Source organism: Terriglobia bacterium (assembly GCA_036496425.1).
GTDB lineage: Bacteria > Acidobacteriota > Terriglobia > 20CM-2-55-15 > 20CM-2-55-15 > 20CM-2-55-15.
Genome location: DASXLG010000023.1, coordinates 1 through 20254 on the forward strand (window position 1 = coordinate 1; position 20254 = coordinate 20254).

Consider the following 20254-nt stretch of genomic DNA (forward strand, 5'->3'; position numbering starts at 1 on the left):
TCCACGAAATCTGTTGTCTCGCGCAATCCAGCTGTATCCGCCAGCGAAAGCGGCACCCCTTCGATATCGATCTTTTCCCTCAGAACGTCGCGCGTGGTGCCTGGAATCTCTGTGACGATCGCACGTTCTGCCGAAACCAGGCGATTGAACAGGCTCGATTTTCCAACGTTCGGCTTTCCAAGAATCGCTAACCGCAAACCCTGTGAGAGCAATTTGCCATAGCCAAAGCTATCGCATAATGCGTTGAGTTCCTGGCGTATTGGCTGAAGAGTGTCGAAAATGAATATATTTGCAGGCACGTCGACATCGTCCTCTGCAAAGTCGATACCGGCTTCGAGATGTGCGATGACACCGACCAGTTTGTCTTTGACGGGGCGAATCCGTTTCGAGAGCGAACCGCCGATCTGCCGCAGGGCCGTTTTTGCCTGCTGTGAGGTTTGCGCTTCGATGAACTCGCGCACCGACTCCGCTTGAATCAGATCCATTTTGCCGTGCGCGACCGCGCGGAGTGTAAATTCGCCGGGAGCCGCGATTCGGGCGCCTGAAGACCGGGCGGTTTCCAGGATCCGGCTCAGAATCATTGGATTTCCGTGAGCGCTGATTTCCAGAACGTCTTCGCCGGTATAGGAGTGAGGACTCTGGAAGAAGGTCGCAACAACTTCGTCGATCTGCTCACCGGCGGAATCCAGCCAGCGGCCGACTACCGCCTCTCGATGAACACACTGCCCACCCGGCCGGCTCGGCTTAAAAAAGCGACGCGCGATGGCTGGCACCTGCGATCCTGATATTCGGAGAACCCCCACGCCGCTGTGCCCAAGAGGGGTCGATATCGCGACAATCGTTTCGGCGCTCGAAACGATTTTGTGCAGGCCCTCCTGCATGATCAGGTTCCTTGCTGTTCGTTCGGCCGAGGACGGGCGCGGAGCTTTGCTTCTGCCTGCGGGGACCAATACTTATTGATGAAGATTTGTTGTCCCACGCTGATGATGTTGCTCGTCAACCAATACAAGGCCAACCCGCTGCCGTAATTCAGAAACATGAACGTGAAGACGATCGGCATGACCAGCATCATCTTGGCCTGAGCCGGATCTACGTTAGGTGTAGGAGTCAGCTTCTGCTGCGCAAACATCGCGACCGCCATTGCAATCGGAATGATGTAATAGGGGTCCGGCTGGGATAAGTCCTTGATCCAGAAGATCCAGGGCGCCCTGCGAAGCTCGATCGAATAACCCAGGGCACTGTAAAAGGCAAACAGTAACGGCATTTGTAGTAGGAGTGGCAGGCAACCTCCCATGGGGTTGACACCGTGCTCTTTGTACAAATTCATCATGTCCGTTTGCACTTGGGTTCGCCGAGGGTCGCTCGCTTTCAGCTTCTTGTACTGATCCTGCAGGCGCCGCATGTGCGGCTGAATCTTCTGCATCTTCAGCATCGAAACCTGTTGCTTGAGTCTCAAAGGAAAGAGAATCAAGGTCAACCCCACGGTCAACAGAATGATGGCCCAACCGAAATTACCGACGTATTTGTGGATCCAAAGCAGGATGTCCAGCAATGGCTTCGCGATAAAGCCGAAGTATCCATAATCCAACGCGGCGTACAGTTCAGGATCCGCTTGCTGCAGCGACTGACGCTGCTTCGGTCCAACATAGATCCGAATTGCCGTGTCCTGCGGCACCGAGTAAGAAACAGCCAGCGACGGCACCGGCTTGCCGTCCGGACCGTTGTATTCCTGTTTCCGGATCTTGACAGCCTCGGGCATCCCAAACATGAACGCGGCCAGAAAGTACTGATCTTCCACACCCGCGCGGGGACTGTTGAAGTCCTGCGGATCCTTCAGGCTCCGCAATGCGACGCGTTTGTATGCGTTCACATCCGATTGGTAAACGGCATTCTTCCTGGCAACATCCTGCGCGATGGACTGATCGCCGAATACGCCCTGCCATACGAGGGAATACGGAACGGGTTTGCCTTCCTTCGTAACAGTCGCCTTAAGCGAAAAGAGATATTTGTCCTTATCGAAGGCCAGGTCCTTCCGCACATACAGACCACTCCCTGCAAACTCCAAACTCAGCGAATCACCTTCCCGATGGCCGGCAAACGCCGCTTTCGCAAGTTGATCGTCGATGGTTTTATCGCCGGTGGTAATCGCCAGAGGCGACCCCACCTGCATCGGGGCGGACTGATTGATGAGTTCGAGGGAATGGCCTGCGCCGTCCGTGTAATCCTTGAGCTTGTAACTCTTCAAAACACCGCCGATGTTCGAAACAATTGCCGTATACAGAGGCGTATCGACCGTAAAGTCCTCTGTTTTTCCGCCTTGGATTTCGGCTGCGTGTGCAACTTCCGGGGCTTCGACATTCTGTTGTAAGGGTGGGACCACGGGAGCTTTCTGTGACGAAGGGGGCGAAGCCTGCGCGGCTTGCTGCGGCTCTTGTCCTGTCGGCGGCGGTGAATAAAGCGCCCGAAATGCATACAGCACGACGAACGACAGGACGAAAGCGATAATGACTCGTTTTTCCATTAAAAATTTAAGCTCTCTACCTCAAGGGATCGAATCCTCCGCGGTGCAGAGGATGGCAGCGAAGAAGTCTACCGGCCGCTCGCACAACTCCGCGTAACAGCCCATATTCTCCAATCGCTTCACTGGCATATTCGGAACATGTGGGAGTAAACCGGCAGGCAGGAGGCAGCCAGGGTGAAACAACCAGCTTATAGACTTTCAAAACCGTTAGTCCCAGGCTGCGCGTGAATTTCAGATTCATTTTTCCGCTCCGAAAAGAGCGATCAGTTCATCTCGAAGTTCTTCAAACCTTCGCTCGTTGCAGGAGCGCCGCGGGTTCAACACAAAATCAAAGCCGACAGGTATTACCGTCAATGAAGTTCGGAGAATTTCCCGGACGCGCCTCTTGACTCGATTTCGATCGTGCGCTTTGCCGAGTTTTCTAGGTGTCGTCAGGCCAAATCGGCTGTGTTCCAGACCGTTTCGCAGCGCGAACAACACAAAGGAGCGCGAAACCCGTTTGGAGCCTTTCCCGTAAACTTTTTTAAATTCTGCGGCATTCCGCAGTCGAAAATCCTTTGGAAATGCATTCGACCCGGCAACAGGCACGGCTGGAAAGCACTAATAGTGCTCTACTGCTACTCGCTTGCGGCCCTTATCCCGCCTCGCTTTCAGCACGAGCCGCCCGCCACGGGTCTTCATCCGCTCGCGGAATCCGTGCGTTTTCGCACGACGGCGGTTGTTCGGTTGGTATGTCCTCTGTGGCATTCGTCTGCTCCTTCGAAAACCTTAAATTTAACACATCGGCCCGCTAAAAGCTTGGAAAACGCGTCGTTGAAAACGAGAAATGGAAGTGCTAACCTTTCGCGGCTCTCACGCCAATTGGACTGGTTTTTTCCACATGTGTGGAAAATTCTGTGGAAATCTCACCCTTTTTAAGTGACTGAGAAATGGACACCTGGCAGCAAGTTCTCGATATCGTTGAAAAGAAAGTCAACCAGCAAAGCTACAACACGTGGTTCAAACCGACGCAACTCATCAGACACGACGATAAAGCGCTCTATGTTCGCGTTCCTAACGCGCTTTTTCAGGATTGGCTGAACGATCATATCGACGTCGTCCTGGAGGCCTCCAAGCTTGCAGGTATCGGCGACATCAGCGTGATCTACATCACCGAAAAGGCCCCACCCGACCCGGTAACGCCGGCACAAGGCAAACTCGATTTCGAATCGATCGACAACACCCTCAATCCGAAATATACATTCGATTCTTTTGTTGTCGGGTCCTCGAACCAGTTCGCGCACGCCGCCGCACTGGCCGTCGCCGAGAAGCCGTCGAAAGCCTACAATCCCTTATTTCTTTACGGGGGCGTGGGCCTCGGAAAAACGCACTTGATGCATGCAATTGGGCACATGATCAAGTTGAGCAACAAGCAGTTGCGTTTGAGCTATATATCCACCGAAAAGTTCACCAATGAAGTAATCAATGCGATCCGTTATGACAAGATGCTCAGTTTCAAGGAACGGTATCGCAATAACGATGTCCTGTTGATCGACGATATCCAATTTATCGCTGGCAAGGAACGGACGCAGGAAGAATTCTTCCATACGTTCAATTCCTTGTACGACACGCACAAGCAAATCATTATTTCGGCAGATTGTCCTCCACGGGAGATACCTACATTGGAGGAACGCCTTCACTCCCGTTTCGAGTGGGGCTTGATCGCCGACATTCAACCTCCCGATCTCGAAACGAAAGTCGCCATCATCAGGAAGAAAGCAGAGCGCCAAAATATTTCTCTTCCAGACAACGTTGCGCTCTATATCGCAAGCAAAATCAAATCGAATATCCGAGAACTCGAAGGCGCACTCGTCCGTTTAATTGCCTACTGCTCTCTCAAGGGGTCCGAGGTTACTCTTGCGATGGCTCAGGAAACATTGCATGACATCCTCGGACCAACCGAACGAGCCATCAATGTCGAAATGATCCAGAAAGTCGTTGCGGATCATTTCAAAATGCGGGTTCAAGATTTGAAATCGAAGAACAATTCCAAATCCGTTGCAATGCCCCGGCAGATATGCATGTACCTATGCAAAAAACTGACGGGCGCCTCGCTGCCTCAAATCGGGCGGGAATTTGGAGATAAGCACCATACGACCGTTTTACATTCCGTCAATAAGATCGAAGCGCTTTGCCAGCGTGATGGAGAATTCAGCCGCCAGATCCAAAACTTTTTATCATCCTTCAAGTAAATCATGTGGACCAGTTGTGGAAAACCGATAGGGATAATCGTTCCACACTGTATCCACAGGATCAGTGCGCTGTTATTCACAGCCTGATTTCCTTGTAATTTGAACTAACGATTGGTGATCGCGTCTCTGGCGCAGATATTCAGCTGACTACAAATAGGAGTTATTAATAACACTATGGAATTTACAGTCAGGAAGTTTGATCTCTTACAGGAGTTGACTCTCATTCAGGGAGTTGTCGAGCGCAAGACCACTATTCCGATTCTTGCCAATGTTCTTGTCCGCGCCGAAGGTGGAGAACTTCATATTGCAGCGACAGATCTGGAAATAGGACTGAAGTCTCTTTGTCCCTCCAAGACGACCAATCCCGGTACGATTACATTACCTGCAAAACGGCTGTATGAAATTGTCCGTGCCTTACCCGACAAAGAAATCAAATTCAAGCGAGGTGAAGCCAACTGGGTTACCGTAACCTGCGGTTCCAGCCGGTTTCGCATCGCCGGTCTTCCGCAGGAAGATTTTCCGGCTCTTCCTGAAGCGAAAGCAACGGTTGTTAGGATTCCCGCAGACGTCCTGGCAAAACTGATCGCAAGAACCATCTTTGCGATCAGTACCGAAGACTCCAAGTACACTCTCAGTGGCGCATTGCTGTTGCTCAAGCCCGGTTCAATCACCATGGTTGCCACTGATGGTCATCGCCTTGCCCATGTGGAAAAACTGGAAGAGCTCGAAGATGTTACTGAAGAGATAAAGGTTATTGTTCCAAAGAAAGCGATGAGTGAATTGCTGCGAATGATTTCAGAGAGTGCAGACACAGAACGGATCGGCTTTTCAAAGGATGATAACCATCTGTTCTTTGACATGGGCAAGCGGCTCCTGATTTCGCGCATGCTGACCGGGCAGTTTCCGAACTATGAAGCCGTATTGCCGCGCAACAACGACAGAATCGTCACAATAGGACGCGACGAACTCGGCGCCGCAATCAAACGGGTTGCGATCCTTTCAGACGAGCGCTCACGAACTGTTAAACTTGCCCTGGGAGCCGGCTCTCTTGAACTCACCGCCAGTCATTCTGACCTGGGCGAGGCCCATGAGACGTTGGAGGTCGATTACAAGAAGGAAGACCTGCAGGTTGGATTTAACTTCCAATATTTACTCGACTTCCTGACCACTGCAGACGAACCCGAAGTAAACCTCGAATTCAAAGATAGCGAGAGCGCCGCCCAATTGCGCAGCCAGCCCGCCACCGACTACAACTATCGTTATGTGGTGATGCCAATGCGGATCTAGGTATTCTTTAACTGTAGGATTGGGCCTCTTTCGACCATACAATATATTGAGAGTGTCAGATCAGTAATCCACTACATAAACGGCATTTTGGTCTTCAATGGCGCTAACTTTCCCTGCCGGAAATCCCCGATTTTTGATAAAATAAATGTTACTTTTCTGAGCGGAGCGAGAAGTCTTTTCTCTCCGAGCATTTCCAAGGAAAACCGAAGCACGCGATATCCGCCTCGGGGCGAGCAGGTGCGAATAGATGGCAGAACAAATTGAATATCCAGGTGGAAACGGGCAGGGAGAGCCCCCCAGAACCGACGCCGATTACGGCGCTGAACATATCAAGGTTCTAGAGGGGTTAGAAGCAGTTCGGAAGCGTCCCGCCATGTACATCGGTTCGACGGGAATCGATGGGTTACATCACCTTGTTTACGAAGTTGTCGATAATTCGATCGACGAAGCCCTGGCCGGCTTCTGTACAGAAGTTCACGTCGTCCTACATATCGACAACTCTGCCACTGTTATCGATAACGGCCGCGGTATTCCTACGGAAATTATGCCGAAGGAAGGCAAACCCGCAGCAGAAGTTGTGCTGACGAAGCTGCACGCGGGCGGCAAGTTCGATAATTCTGCGTATAAAGTTTCTGGAGGTCTTCACGGCGTCGGAATATCCGTCGTTAATGCGCTATCGGATTGGCTGAATCTCGAAATCTGGCGCGGCGGGAAAGTGTACGTTCAGAGCTACAACCGAGGTGTTCCAGCGGGTCCGCTTGAGATGACCGGTCATACCGACCGTCGCGGAACGAAAGTTACCTTCAGGCCCGATGATCAAATCTTTGAAACAACGGATTTTAGTTTTGATGTTCTGTCCCAGAGGCTTCGGGAACTGGCCTTTTTGAATCGTGGCCTTCTGATCACGATCGAAGACGCGCGAACCGAAAAGAAGCACGAATTCCATTACACCGGTGGAATCGTCTCCTTCGTGGAGCATCTGAATAAGAACAAAAACGCACTGCATGACAAGGTGATCTATTTCGAAGGTCTTCGCGACGGCATCGATCTGCAGATTGCGATGCAATACAACGACGCCTATCAGGAGCAGATATTCACCTTCGCGAACAACATCAACACGCATGAAGGCGGCACGCACATGATTGGCTTCAAGTCCGCCTTGACCCGAAGCCTCAACAGTTATGCGATGGCCAACAACCTCTTCAAGGAAGTGAAAGAGAACCTGTCCGGAGATGATGTGCGTGAAGGATTGGTCGCGGTCATCAGTGTAAAACTACCGAATCCCCAGTTTGAAGGCCAGACGAAGACCAAGCTTGGCAATAGTGAAGTCAAAGGAATTGTCGAAACGCTCGTCAACGAGGGTCTCAGTAATTATCTGGAAGAGAATCCCGGGCTTGGTAAAAAGGTCATCGGCAAAGCCATCGAAGCCGCGCGCGCGCGTGAAGCTGCACGGCGGGCCCGCGAACTGGTGCGCCGCAAAGGGGCTCTCGATAGCATGTCCTTACCTGGAAAATTGGCGGACTGCCAGGAACGATCCCCGGAAAACGCAGAAATCTTCATTGTTGAGGGAGATTCCGCCGGCGGGTCCGCAAAGCAGGGCCGAGACCGCCGGACGCAGGCGATTCTGCCGATCAAAGGAAAGATCCTGAATGTCGAGAAGGCGCGATACGACAAGATGCTCACGCATCAGGAAATTGTGGCCATGATCACTGCATTGGGCACCGGAATCGGACAGGACGATTTCGATGTTTCGAAGCTGCGGTACCACAAAGTCATCATCATGACGGACGCCGACGTTGACGGTTCGCACATCCGAACGCTCCTGCTGACGTTTTTCTACCGCCAGATGGGGCAGCTTATTGAAAACGGCAATATCTACATTGCACAACCACCGCTCTTCAAAGTGAAAAAGGGAAAAAGCGAGCAGTACATCAAGGACGAGCGTCAGATGTCCCGCTTCCTCCTGAAGAAAGCAACCGAGAATCTCACCATCGAAGCAAACGGCCATGAACTGAAGGGCCGCGAGCTGACGAGCTTCCTGGAGAAGATGATCGAACTGAACGGTGTTTTCCAACGTGTCGATCGCCATTTCCGCGACGGGCGCATTACGGATCTTCTTCTTTCCATGGGCGCCGATAACCGGGTGTTGTTGGCCGATGCAGAAAAAATGAAGGACATCGCGCAAAAAATCGAGGCATTCGGCTATTCCGTAGAGGTGTCCACGGATGAGGAGCACAGCGTACAGAAGCTCCTTTATCACCAGGGGAGTCAGTCGCCACGATTAATCGCTTATCAGCAACTCTCCAGTCCCGAATATCAACGCCTGCTGGTTTTGCACAAAGCTCTCGGCGAATTGGACCATGCGCCATTCACCGCCAAAACAGAATCCACAACAGCAACACTGAAAGATCGTCAGGCATTGATCGATCACATTATGAATCTGGGCAAGAAAGACCTCCAGATCACGCGATATAAAGGTCTGGGAGAAATGAATCCTGAGCAACTCTGGGAAACCACGATGGATCCCGAGAAACGCACCCTGCTGCAAGTCCAGATCAAGGACGCCGTCGACACGGACGCCATTTTCACTGTGCTGATGGGCGATGCTGTTGAACCTCGCCGGAAATTCATTGAAGACAATGCGCTGGAAGTGAAGAACCTGGATATCTAAAACCGTATGGCAGACGAGATCACACCGACACCACCACCACCGCCTCCTCCGGCAAACCTTGTCCCGGTAAACATCGAAGACGAGATGCGGAAGTCGTACGTCGACTACGCAATGAGCGTCATTATCGGACGTGCCTTGCCCGACGTGCGCGATGGCCTGAAGCCGGTTCATCGCCGCATTCTTGTCGGCATGCGCGACATGGGACTTGCGTCCAATCGCGCGTATCGCAAATGCGCCAAAATCGTAGGCGAAGTGATGGGCAACTATCACCCGCACGGTGACAGCCCGATCTACGACGCCCTGGTGCGAATGGCGCAGGACTTCTCTTACAGATATCCGTTGGTCGACGGCCAAGGAAACTTCGGGTCCATCGACGGAGATCCCCCCGCAGCAATGAGGTACACCGAAGCGCGGATGGCGCCGTTCGGCGAGGCGCTTCTCGAGGATATCGAGAAAGAGACGGTCGATTTTGTACCCAACTATGACGAAGATCGCGAAGAACCCTCCTACCTGCCCAGCAAGGTTCCAAATCTTCTGGTGAATGGCTCGAACGGTATTGCGGTCGGCATGGCCACGAACATGCCACCGCACAATCTCACCGAAGTTTGCGAAGCCGTCGTCCACCTGATCGAGAATCCTCAGGCCAGCCTCCCAGACCTGATGGCTCACATTCCCGGTCCGGATTTTCCGACGGCAGGAATCATTCATGGCCGCAGCGGAATCCGGCAGGCGTATCAGACCGGCCGCGGGCAGGTGATGATGCGGGCGCGAGCGACCATTGAGCGGCAGGGAAAAGACCGTGACGTTATCATCGTTACCGAAATCCCATATCAGGTGAACAAGGCACGATTGATCGAGAAAATCGCCGAGCTCGTGAATGAAAAACGGCTCGAAGGCATCGGCGATATCCGGGATGAGAGCGATCGCCACGGTATGCGCGTTGTCATCGAGCTCAAGCGCGGCGAACAGGGCCTCGTGGTTCTGAACAATCTTTACAAATTGACGGCGATGCAGACCACGTTCGGTGTCATCAATCTTGCAATTGTCAACGGACAGCCAAAGGTTCTATCTCTTCTCGAGCTCCTGCGGCTCTTCGTTGAACACCGCGTCGATGTCGTCCGCCGCCGCACCCAATATGAATTACGCCAGGCCGAGGCCCGAGCGCATATCCTCGAAGGTCTCAAGAAAGCGCTCGACCATATCGACGCCATCATCAAACTGATTCGTGCGGCAAAGACCAGCGTCGAAGCCCGCGAGGGGTTAATCACGACGTTCGAATTCACGGAGATTCAGGCAAAAGCAATTCTAGAAATGCAGTTGCAACGCTTGACGAGTCTCGAGCGTCAGAAAATCGAAGACGAACTGGCTGAACTCCAGACGCGGATCAACGAATTGAAGGAGATCCTCGCGAGCGATGCCAGGCTCCGCCAGGTCATCATCAAAGAACTGCGCGACGTTCAGAAGAAATACGGCGACGCCCGTCGCACGCAGATCATCGAGGAAGAAACCGAGATTCGCCTGGAAGATTTGATTGCCGAAGAGGACGCCGTCATCACCGTCACGCACAGCGGATATCTGAAGCGAACGCCGGCATCCGTATACCGGAACCAGGGCCGCGGCGGCAAAGGCCGCATTGGGATGCGGACAAAAGACGAGGATCCCGTCACAAACGTCTTTGTCGCAAACACGCACAGCTACGTCCTGGTGTTTACCGATCGCGGCCGGCTCTATTGGCTCAAAGTGTATGAAATTCCCGATGTCGGCAGCGCCGGCCGCGGCAAGGCCATAGTCAACCTGGCCAATCTTTCAGCGGAAGAAAAAGTCCGCGCGCTCCTCTCCGTCAAGGATTTCGATTCGAAGGTCTCCGTGATCATGGCCACTCGCAGCGGTACGGTGAAGAAGACGTCGCTTGAAGCGTTCAGCAATCCGACACAGCGCGGCATTATTGCCATGGGTGTGCCTGATGACGATGAGTTGATCGCCGCCGAACTCGTCTCCGCCAATGAAACTGTCTTGATCGGTACCCACGATGGGATGTCCATTCGTTTCCTGCACGATGATGTGCGTGAGATGGGCCGCCAGGCCTACGGAGTCATCGGAATCCGGCTGGATGAAGGAGACTATGTTGTCAGCATGATCGCCTCCACGAATGAGAACGACAACGTGCTCACCGTTACCGAAGGCGGTTTTGGTAAGCGTACAGCCGTGGAGGAGTACCGGACGCAAGGCCGCGGCGGCAAAGGCATCATCAATGTGAAGACGACGGCGAAGAACGGCAAAGTCGTCTCCATCATGCGTGTCCAGGAGGATTCGGACATCCTCGTCATGACGGCTAACGGCAAGTTGATTCGAGTCCGTTCGCAAGATATTCGTTCCGTCGGCCGCGCCACCCAGGGAGTGCGCTTGATTCACCTGGATGAAGACGACAAGGTGACGGCCGCGACGTTGGTTGAACCCGAAGCGAAGGAAGAAGAGCCTCCGCCAACCGTGAATTAACCTGCGCCTCTCCCCGTGATCAAATCGATGCTGATCGCGGGGAGCGAAAACACCAGCTTCTTCTTCAGACTCAGATAACTCTGATTGCCCGCAATCAGGTTCCCCAGAATCCCTCTCAGGGTACGACTGCGCCGGGAGAACTGTACGGTTCGCTTCTTGAAGTCGCCGCCAAGGAACCTGCCGCGGTAAAATCGTTTGTACATGCGGCCCGCCCGCGTCAGCTCACGTCCGATCGTGGCTCCCACTTTGGCCTCATACTGGCCCGGTTCCTCAATCGTGTCCGCCAGAATCTGCGCCGATTGGAATGCATAGTAAATGCCTTCGCCGGTGATGGGATCCACCAGGCCCGCCGCGTCACCGAGCAACGCCCAGCCGGCGCCGGAAATCCGATTCTTCTTCCATGCCTGTGGACCCAGACAGGGAACAGGTGCGCTGTAGAATTCGGCCTGTTCCAGAATCTCAGTGCCGAGATCGGCGGCGATAAAGTTTGAAAGCAGCATCTTCGCGCGGGAGGTCCATCCTGGCTCGCTGCGCGTGATCAGGCCGTATGACGTGTGATTGTCCCGCGGGAAAGACCAGATATAACCTTCAAAGCCCTGCACGAAATATATCTTCATATGGGGCTGAAATTTACCAGGAATGAAATATCCCAGCGTTACGGAAAGATCTTCAGGCGGCAGCCCACTGCTGACGGATCGCCGCACCAGGCTGGAGGCCCCATCAGCCCCGATAAGGAAATCTGATTGCAGTGAAGTGTCCCGGGTACGGAGCACCCAGCCGCGCCGCTCCTGTTCGATACGGGTGACGCGGCTTTTGATGATGGAAACGCCTGATTTCCCGGCCTCATCGAGCAGGTATCGCCCAAGTTCCCGCCTGGAAACCACGGCTATCGGATCTTGCGGAGTAACCGTTACGGATAACTTGTCACCAAAGTAGATGGTGATCTGTTCGACCTTGTTTCGCGGCAGGTCCGATTCGAAGATTCCGAAGCTGGAGAGCGCTTTTGCAGTGACTCCTCCGCCACAGGGTTTTTCCCACGGCGCCTGGGAGTCGATGAGGGTTACAGAATGTCCGCGGCGCGCCAGAAGAATGGAAGCCCAGGATCCGGAAGGACCTGCACCAACGATGGTTATTTGCATGACTCTCCAAACATTGGCGCGCGAAGGCCGTCTATGTTAACAGAGGAAACGGGGCATGATTGAAAAAACAAGATACACCATTCCCGCTGATCATCCTCTCCGTACGCTCTTTCGCCAGTTGACGGAACGCGGCATGGGTCAGCTCAACCTCCATGATCCCGAAACGATCCGTTACATCACGAATCTCCTGACGGAGTTCGTTCAGATTGACAATATGTACCGCGGCAAAGACCCGGAATGCCGTGGCCCCCAGTACTTGTTCGACCTGCTCGCTCAGGCCGGCAACGAGATGTCGCCCGACCTCCGCCGTGACTACTACAAGCACCTCGGCGATCTGACGCTCTTCAACCTCGGCCTTTTTCCCGAAAGCCTTACATACGGCCACCGGACGGTCAGTCCCGATTACTATGCGGAAACCGGCCGCCGCTCCTACACAATCGTCGCCCAAATGGATTGTTCATCAGGGACACGCGTTTACCGCAAGCTTTCGGAACAGTTCGAACAGTGCGTCGTGGGTTTGAACTGGGTCAAACTCTATATAAACGACCCCTTTTACCAGTACATGTTCCGGCAGTTTGATATCACGTAATACAATATTCCTCGCATGAGCAAGGCGAAGAATAAGATCTCCATCGTTAAATATCTAAACGCCGTCCCCCTGGCATGGGGAATCCTGGAAGGCGCACACAAAGAGAAGTTCGATTCCCTGCTGAGCACGCCCGCGGAATGTGCGGAGCAGCTCAGCCGCGGTGGAGTCGATATCGGTCTCATCCCATCGATCGAATTTCAGCGCATCAAGGATTGCCGGATTGTTCCCGGCCCGGCCGTGGCGTCGCCTTACTATGTGCGCAGCGTGATTCTCGTCAGCGAACTTCCTTTATGGAAGGTGAAGACGGTTGCCTGCGATAACGGTTCGCGAACGTCCGTGGCTCTGTCGAAAATTATCTTTAACGAGTTCTATCACACCCATCCTGATTTTCGGCCCGCGGAACCGGACCTCGGGAATATGCTGGCTCAAAGCGACGCCGCTCTTTTGATCGGTGACAATGCGCTGAAATTCATGGAGCAAAACGACCGGCCCAATGCAGAGCTGCAGAAACCATTTTTGCGCCACGGCGCCGAGCCGCTTGAAGTCTTCGACCTCGCGGAACGCTGGCGATTTCTAACCGGCTTGCCTTTCGTTTTCGCATTCTGGGCCGTTCGGGGCGGCTTCAAGGACGAATCGATCGTGGATACTCTGAAACAATCGCGAGACTTTGGGGTCGCGAACATTCCGGACATTGCAACCCGCTATAGCGAAACGCTCCAGATCAAAAAAGAATCTATTCAGGACTATCTCGAGAAAAACGTGCATTACTATATGGATGAATCGTGTCTGCAGGCGCTCGATCTGTTCTACGAAATGGCGGCCAAGGTCGGCGCGATCAAGTCAACCCGAAGGCTGCAGTTTGCATAAGCGGAGCGAAACAAGTAACAGGATGAGCGGCGCGAATGTGAGCCCGATAGGGCGAAACCGGTAACAAGATGAGAAACATTCAAACGATATTGGAATCCGCCGCGAACGGCGGTCGCATCGATTCGGACGAGGCGGTATACCTTTTTGAGCAGGCTGATCTGCTCGATCTCGCTGCGTGCGCGGATCGCATCCGGCAACGGCTCCATCCGGACAATGTCATCAGCTACATCATTGACCGGAATATCAATTACACCAATGTCTGCAAGGAATTCTGCACATTTTGTGCCTTCTATCGGGTGAAAGGCGACGCTGAAGCGTATGTTCTGCCCGAGCACGTAATTTATAAGAAAATCGAAGAAACGCTCGCCCTTGGAGGCACTGGTATTCTGATGCAAGGTGGCGTACATCCCGATTTGAGAATCGACTATTACGAACGTCTTCTATCGGGCATCAAAGAACGGTTCAAGATTCACTGCCACTGCTTTTCGCCGCCTGAAATCCTGAATATTGCCCGCGTCTCGAAGGTCAGCGTGCCCGATGTCTTTGCCCGATTAAAAGCGGCCGGCCTGGATTCGATGCCGGGCGGCGGCGGCGAAATTCTCGACGATGAAATCCGAAACGAGATCAGCCCACTCAAGTGCAAAACGGACGAGTGGTTGATGGTACATCGCGAAGCGCATCGACTTGGTCTCCGGACGACCGGCACGATGATGATCGGTGTCGGTGAAACCATTCATCATCGCATCCGGCATCTGGAACGGTTGCGGGATCTCCAGGATGAAACCGGTGGCTTCACAGCATTCATTCCCTGGACGTTCCAACACGAGAACACTGAACTCGCGTTCCGCAACCTTCCCGAGGTCACGGCAGCGGAATATCTGCGGCTTCTGGCGCTCAGCCGGATCTATTTCGACAACATCCCGAACGTTCAGGTTTCCTGGCTGACTGTCGGTTTGAAGATCGGTCAGGTCGGTTTGCGATTCGGGGTTAACGACATGGGGAGCATCATGATCGAGGAAAATGTGATCAGCGCGGCGGGAGCCCGGAACCGAGCCAATGACGGCGAATTACGGCGCGTCATCGAAGACGCCGGATTCATCGCGCGCCAGCGGACGACGTTGTACGAGCGATACGTGAATTAGTGCGCGCCTTTTTGGACGAAACTGCTGAGTGCGAATACTCCGAATAACATGGTGTTGTACGTCGTATGAATGATGAAGGATGGAATAAGCGAATTCGACTTCTGCCGGATGAACGAAAGAACGTAACCCACCACGAAAATCAACAGCACCCCTCCCCAGCTTCCCCAGAGCTGAGGCAAATGCAGCAAGGCAAATAGAATCGCCGTCACGGAAACCGCCGTACCCGGGCCGCGAATGTCGTCCAGCACCTTGAACAGAAAGCCTCGAAAAATGATTTCCTCAAACAAGGGAGCAACGGCGATCCCGAACAGCGCAAAGACATATATTGCCGTCTGGTTTGAAAGGAGACGTTCGATCGGAGGCTCCGTACCTGAGGGAATAAACGACGACACGATCAACACCGATACAGCCAATGTAGCGCCGAGCGAAATCAGAAACGCCGTTCCAAATTCATGATTTTTGAACCAATGAATCGTTGAGAGGAACGATTGCCCATGAACCACTTTTATCAGGAACGCAATGAACCCTACAATTACCAGATTCATGACGCCTTGGAGAAGCACCTGATCAGTCGCCGTCAAGTTAGAAACCGCAAGCTCCGGATCGAAGATCCTCCAGATACGAATTACGCCTAGAGGCAGCAGCAGAACGGTCAGCGCAAAGAACACGCCGAAAACGACCAGATCCACCATGGACCAGGTGTTTCGCGGCGGAGGCGAAGGCGGCTGGAGCTCTTCGAATGGCTGTGGATCCGGTAATGAAGAACTCACTTTTCCAGCGAGCCTTTCAACGCGGCGGCAATCAGGGGAACCATGATTTCGTGATGCCCGGTCAACGCGACAGATTGTCCGGAATTCTGAGTCGGCCGCTTCAGTACATTCTGAGTGGGGCGGTAATGCTGGATGAAGTCGAGATTTGCGGTTGTGAATTCCTCAAGACGGTGGCCGAGATTGCGGACTACGGAAACCGCCTTTAAAAACACCTCCGGTAAAACGACTGCGGAGCCGACGTTGATGTAGACGCCGCCGCTATCCAGCTCTCCGGCGATGCTACAGAAGAGGCGGAAATCCTGATAGGTCGCTTCGCCCAGCGCCTTTCCCGAGGCTTGCGGATGCGCGTGAATGATGTCGGTTCCAATCGCGACGTGGACCGTCACCGGAATTTTTGCCGCATACGCTTCGGCAAGAATGCTGCTGGCGCGATGTTCGAACTGGATGCCCGCCGATCCAGCGCCGGCGATAAATCGTCCGAGTCCTTCGCCCAGGCCCAGTTGGCCTGCAGCTGCGTTGTTGATCGCCGTATTCATGTATTCGCCGGTTTCCCGCGCCATTCCGAAGCGGCCCTCGCCGATCTGCTCTTCGACTTCTTCCGAGGTGGTGCCGCGCAAGGCGACTTCGAAATCGTGTATTGCGGCAGAGCCGTTCATTGCGATTCCGCTCACAAACCCGGAGCGCATCAGGTCGTTGATCACAGGTCCGAGTCCGACCTTGACGACATGGCCTCCAAACCCCCACAGGATCGGTTTGCCCGACGAGCGGGCGTAGAGCACGGCCCGGATCAGTTTGCGGAGGCTTTCCGCCGCGAGGATATGCGGCAGTTTGGAAATGAAGCCCAGCACGTTTTCAGAACCGTCCAGCGGCTTTCCGAACATGGCTGTGCTGACTTTGCTTTTTCGCGATTCGAGCGAGTAGGTGGAGATCCCTGCGAAATCCAGCGGTTTGAGGCGATATTCGCTGTCCACGATTAATCTTGCGGATAGATTTCCGGAAACAGCTCGCGGTCGATCAACTCGCAGAGAATATGGCCTAACAGAATGTGTGTTTCCTGGATGCGCGCGGTCACACGGCTAGGCACGCGAAAAAGAACTTCGCACCGGCCCACCATCTTTCCACCGCCCTCGCCCGTAAAGCCGACCGTGAATAAACCTTTGGCCCGGGCGGCGTCGAGCGCCTCGAGTACACTGGGCGAATTGCCGCTGGTTGAGATGCCGATTGCGGTGTCGCCGGGCTGCCCCAGCGCTTCGATTTGCCGGGAAAAAACCTTGTCGTAGCCGTAGTCGTTGCCGACGGCAGTCAGGATCGACGTGTCTGTGGTCAGAGCGATACCTGGCAATGCAGAGCGATCCGGGCCGAACCTTCCCACCATCTCGGCCGCAAGATGCTGTGAATCGGCTGCGCTGCCGCCGTTTCCGAAGAACAACATCTTCTTACCGTTCTTCAGGCCGTGCGCGATCGTTTCGGCAGCCCGCGCGATGGACTCTTTGTTCTGTTCAAAGAATGCGGTTTTGACTCGAAGGCTTTCGCTGACGAAGTGATCGATTAGAGTCGTTGCGTGTTTCATGGTATCAGTCTCGATTCAATGAGAGTTCGGATGCGCGCGGCCGGGCCAGAACCTCTGCCAATGCCTGGCCCGTGTATGATTTCTTGACCTTTGCCACCTGTTCGGGCGTCCCCGCCGCCATGATCCGCCCGCCGTGGGAGCCGCCGTCCGGGCCGAGATCGATGATCCAATCCGCCGTTTTAATCACGTCGAGATGGTGCTCGATAATAATTACTGTGTTTCCCATGTCTGTCAATCGGCATAGAACGTCCAGCAATTTCTTGACGTCATCGAAATGCAGGCCGGTCGTCGGTTCATCGAGGATATAGAGCGTCTTGCCTGTCGCGCGCCGGCTGAGCTCTTTCGCAAGTTTGATGCGTTGGGCTTCGCCGCCCGAAAGCGTTGTCGCCGATTGTCCAAGTCCGATATAGCCTAGCCCGACCTCCACCAGCGTCTGCAGCTTCGACTGGATCTGCGGAATGCTGCCGAGCACCGGTAACGCGTCTGCGACTGTGGCGTTGAGCAGGTCCGCAATCGACATCCCCTTATATTGAATCGAGAGCGTCTCACTGTTGTATCGCTTGCCCCGGCACACTTCGCAGGCAACATAGACGTTCGGAAGGAAACTCATTTCAATTTTCCGCATACCGTCGCCCTGGCAGGCTTCACAGCGGCCGCCTTTCACATTGAAACTGAAACGTCCTGCCTTGTATCCCCGCGCCCGGGATTCCGGCAACATGGCATAGAGTTCGCGAATCGGCGTGAACACGCCTGTGTAGGTTGCGGGATTCGATCGCGGCGTTCGGCCGATCGGCGACTGATCGATCTCGATCACCTTATCGATCAGTTCCAGTCCTTCGATCGATTTGTGAGCGCCCGGCTCATCCAGTGAGCGATAGATATTCTTCGCCAGCGCCTTATACAGGATGTCGTTCACGAGCGTGGATTTTCCCGATCCCGAAACGCCCGTGATGACCGTCATTACGCCGATAGGAAACGACACATCGATCTGTTGCAGATTATGTTCGGAGGCGCCGCGAACGACCAGGGCCTTGCCGTTTGGCGACCGCCGTTGGTGAGGTGTGGCGATTTCCAGCTTTCCGGATAAATAACGGCCGGTCAAACTCCGGTCGGTCTGCGCCACGTCATCCGGCGCGCCCGCCGCGACGACGTAGCCGCCTTCGGTTCCGGCGCCCGGCCCGAGATCCAGGACATAGTCCGCCCGCCGGATGGTTTCTTCATCATGCTCGACGACGATGACGGTGTTTCCCAGGTCGCGGAGCTCTTCGAGCGTTGCCAGCAGCCGGGCGTTATCTTTGTGATGCAGTCCGATCGAAGGCTCATCGAGCACGTACAGCACGCCGCGAAGTTTTGAACCGATCTGCGTCGCCAGCCGTATCCGCTGGCTCTCGCCCCCGGAAAGCGTGTTGGCCGCCCGGTCGAGGCTCAGGTAATTCAGCCCGACGGCATCGAGAAACTCCAGCCTCTCACGAATCTCCCGGATAATGCGGCCGGCGATTATTTCCTCGCGGCCGCCGAGTTTAAGAGCCGCGAAAAATTTCAGTGCATCCGTGATGGGCCAGCCGACGATCTCCGAAATCGCCCGGCCTGCAACTTTGATGGCCAGGCTCTCCGGTTTCAGGCGTGCGCCGTGGCATGCGGCGCACGGCTTGGTGACCATAATGTCCGCCAGATCGTTTGCCGCCAGCGGGTCTGCGCCGTAGTAGTTGTTCAGGATGTCGATTATGCCTTCGATCCGGTTTCCGCGTTCTTTGACGCCATGAAAAACGGCATTCTGTACCTTCGGCGGCAGCTGCTCGAACGGCAGCGACAGGTCGGCGCCAAGCGCGTTCGCGATCTTCTGCATCTGTTCTTCGAACGCATCGTCGAACCAGCCTTCCGACAGGCCGAGGGCGCCGTTCAGCAGAGGCCTTGTGGGGTCGGTCAGGATGCGGGCTGGATCGTAGTCGTACTTCATCCCGAGCCCGTTGCAGACTTCGCAAGCCCCATAAATGCTATTGAAGGAAAAAGTGCGTGGCTCAACGGCGGGAATGCTCACGCCGCAATCGACGCATGCCATCTTCTCGGAATACAGCCGTTCTTCGCCGTCCACGATTGCGACGAGCACGATGCCCTTCGCAAGCTTGATGGCTTGTTCCACCGAAGCCTCGAGACGTTTCTCGATGTCTTTCTTGATGAGAAGCCGGTCGATGACAATTTCGATCGAGTGGTTCTTTTTCCTGTCGAGCTCGATCGATTCGTCGAGGTTGTGAAGAACGCCGTCGATGCGCCCTCGGACATAACCCGTTTTGGCCAATGCCTGGAGCTGCTTCTTGAACTCGCCTTTGCGGCCTCGAACAATCGGCGCGAGGATCATGACGCGTTCGCCCTCGGGCAGTGCCTTCAAATGGCGGACAATCTGATCGGGCGTCTGCTTGGCGATCGGCTTGCCGCATTGGTAGCAGTGCGGTATTCCGATCGATGAGAACAACAGACGGAGGTAGTCGTAGATCTCCGTGACCGTGCCGACCGTCGAGCGGGGGCTTCGTGTGGCCGTCTTCTGTTCGATTGAAATTGCAGGAGACAGTCCTTCGATGCCGTCCACGTCCGGCGGTTCGAGCCTGTCGAGGAACTGACGGGCATATGCCGAGAGCGATTCCACGTAGCGGCGCTGGCCTTCGGCATAGATGGTGTCAAAAGCGAGGCTGGATTTACCCGACCCGCTGAGGCCGGTGATGACTGTCAGCTTGTTCCTGGGGATCTCAACGTCAACACCTTTTAGATTGTGCTGCCGCGCTCCGCGCACGGTAATGTTTTGGATGGTCCGGTGCTGCATAGTCCAGAATTTGTGACTGACGAGAACCCCCCATTTTAGCGCATTACCCCATCAATTCCCAGCGGCTTGCAAGGTCCTGATAGAGCCCTTCGAGCGTAAGCTTAAGATCCGCATACCGCTTATGCGTGGTCTCCCAGTCGGTTCCTGTGGCCGGGT

General features: G+C 54.4%; 16 protein-coding genes. 7 read left to right on the forward strand and 9 right to left on the reverse strand.

Going from position 1 to position 20254, the window contains the following annotated elements:
• The 4 genes from VGK48_01790 to rpmH form a co-directional block, all read right to left on the reverse strand.
• Positions 1-881 (reverse strand): tRNA modification GTPase (locus VGK48_01790; GenBank protein ID HEY2379889.1); only part of this gene is annotated, 881 nt, incomplete at its 3' end.
• A 2-nt stretch (positions 882-883) separates the two neighbouring features.
• The gene (gene yidC / locus VGK48_01795; GenBank protein ID HEY2379890.1) at positions 884-2521 is read right to left on the reverse strand and encodes a membrane protein insertase YidC; all 1638 of its coding nucleotides are present in this window, start codon (positions 2519-2521) and stop codon (positions 884-886) included.
• 16 nt (positions 2522-2537) lie between these two features.
• Positions 2538-2762, reverse strand: a complete 225-nt coding sequence (yidD, locus tag VGK48_01800) for a membrane protein insertion efficiency factor YidD (protein ID HEY2379891.1) — start codon at positions 2760-2762, stop codon at positions 2538-2540.
• Between the two features lie 359 nt (positions 2763-3121).
• Positions 3122-3268 carry a 50S ribosomal protein L34 gene (gene rpmH / locus VGK48_01805; GenBank protein ID HEY2379892.1) on the reverse strand — a complete coding sequence of 49 codons (147 nt, stop codon included), beginning with the start codon at positions 3266-3268 and terminating at the stop codon, positions 3122-3124.
• A 182-nt stretch (positions 3269-3450) separates the two neighbouring features.
• Here rpmH and dnaA point away from each other — a divergent pair, with 182 nt between their 5' ends.
• From dnaA to gyrA, 4 genes are all read left to right on the forward strand, one after another.
• The gene (gene dnaA, locus VGK48_01810; protein HEY2379893.1) at positions 3451-4752 is read left to right on the forward strand and encodes a chromosomal replication initiator protein DnaA; all 1302 of its coding nucleotides are present in this window, start codon (positions 3451-3453) and stop codon (positions 4750-4752) included.
• Positions 4753-4926: 174 nt separating this feature from the next.
• A complete protein-coding gene (dnaN, locus tag VGK48_01815; protein HEY2379894.1) occupies positions 4927-6039 on the forward strand; it encodes a DNA polymerase III subunit beta in 1113 nt (370 codons plus the stop codon).
• A 247-nt stretch (positions 6040-6286) separates the two neighbouring features.
• On the forward strand, positions 6287-8710 hold the full coding sequence (gene gyrB / locus VGK48_01820) for a DNA topoisomerase (ATP-hydrolyzing) subunit B (GenBank protein ID HEY2379895.1): 2424 nt from the start codon (positions 6287-6289) through the stop codon (positions 8708-8710).
• A gap of 6 nt (positions 8711-8716) precedes the next feature.
• Positions 8717-11206 (forward strand): DNA gyrase subunit A, encoded by a 2490-nt coding sequence (gene gyrA / locus VGK48_01825; GenBank protein ID HEY2379896.1) that lies wholly within the window; start codon positions 8717-8719, stop codon positions 11204-11206.
• Here the strand turns inward: gyrA and VGK48_01830 are convergent.
• Positions 11203-12345 (reverse strand): NAD(P)/FAD-dependent oxidoreductase, encoded by a 1143-nt coding sequence (locus VGK48_01830; GenBank protein ID HEY2379897.1) that lies wholly within the window; start codon positions 12343-12345, stop codon positions 11203-11205. The genes gyrA and VGK48_01830 overlap by 4 nt on opposite strands.
• Before the next feature lie 55 nt (positions 12346-12400).
• Between VGK48_01830 and VGK48_01835 the strand changes: the two genes are divergently transcribed.
• The 3 genes from VGK48_01835 (at position 12401) to mqnC (ending at position 14943) form a co-directional block, all read left to right on the forward strand.
• Entirely contained in the window at positions 12401-12934 is a 534-nt protein-coding gene (locus VGK48_01835) for a hypothetical protein (GenBank protein HEY2379898.1), read from the forward strand.
• Between the two features lie 15 nt (positions 12935-12949).
• Entirely contained in the window at positions 12950-13801 is an 852-nt protein-coding gene (locus VGK48_01840; GenBank protein ID HEY2379899.1) for a menaquinone biosynthesis protein, read from the forward strand.
• A 68-nt stretch (positions 13802-13869) separates the two neighbouring features.
• Positions 13870-14943, forward strand: a complete 1074-nt coding sequence (mqnC, locus tag VGK48_01845; protein HEY2379900.1) for a cyclic dehypoxanthinyl futalosine synthase — start codon at positions 13870-13872, stop codon at positions 14941-14943.
• Here the strand turns inward: mqnC and VGK48_01850 are convergent.
• From VGK48_01850 to uvrA, 4 genes are read right to left on the reverse strand one after another with little or no spacing between them, the layout of a single operon-like run.
• On the reverse strand, positions 14940-15713 hold the full coding sequence (locus VGK48_01850) for a CPBP family intramembrane glutamic endopeptidase (GenBank protein HEY2379901.1): 774 nt from the start codon (positions 15711-15713) through the stop codon (positions 14940-14942). The genes mqnC and VGK48_01850 overlap by 4 nt on opposite strands.
• Positions 15710-16684 (reverse strand): hypothetical protein, encoded by a 975-nt coding sequence (locus VGK48_01855; GenBank protein HEY2379902.1) that lies wholly within the window; start codon positions 16682-16684, stop codon positions 15710-15712. Before VGK48_01855 ends, VGK48_01850 begins: the two co-directional genes overlap by 4 nt.
• A 2-nt stretch (positions 16685-16686) precedes the next feature.
• Entirely contained in the window at positions 16687-17283 is a 597-nt protein-coding gene (locus VGK48_01860) for a D-sedoheptulose 7-phosphate isomerase (GenBank protein HEY2379903.1), read from the reverse strand.
• Positions 17284-17287: 4 nt separating this feature from the next.
• Positions 17288-20098: an excinuclease ABC subunit UvrA gene (gene uvrA, locus VGK48_01865; GenBank protein ID HEY2379904.1), complete on the reverse strand. Its 2811-nt coding sequence runs from the start codon at positions 20096-20098 to the stop codon at positions 17288-17290.
• Positions 20099-20254: the final 156 nt, after the last annotated feature.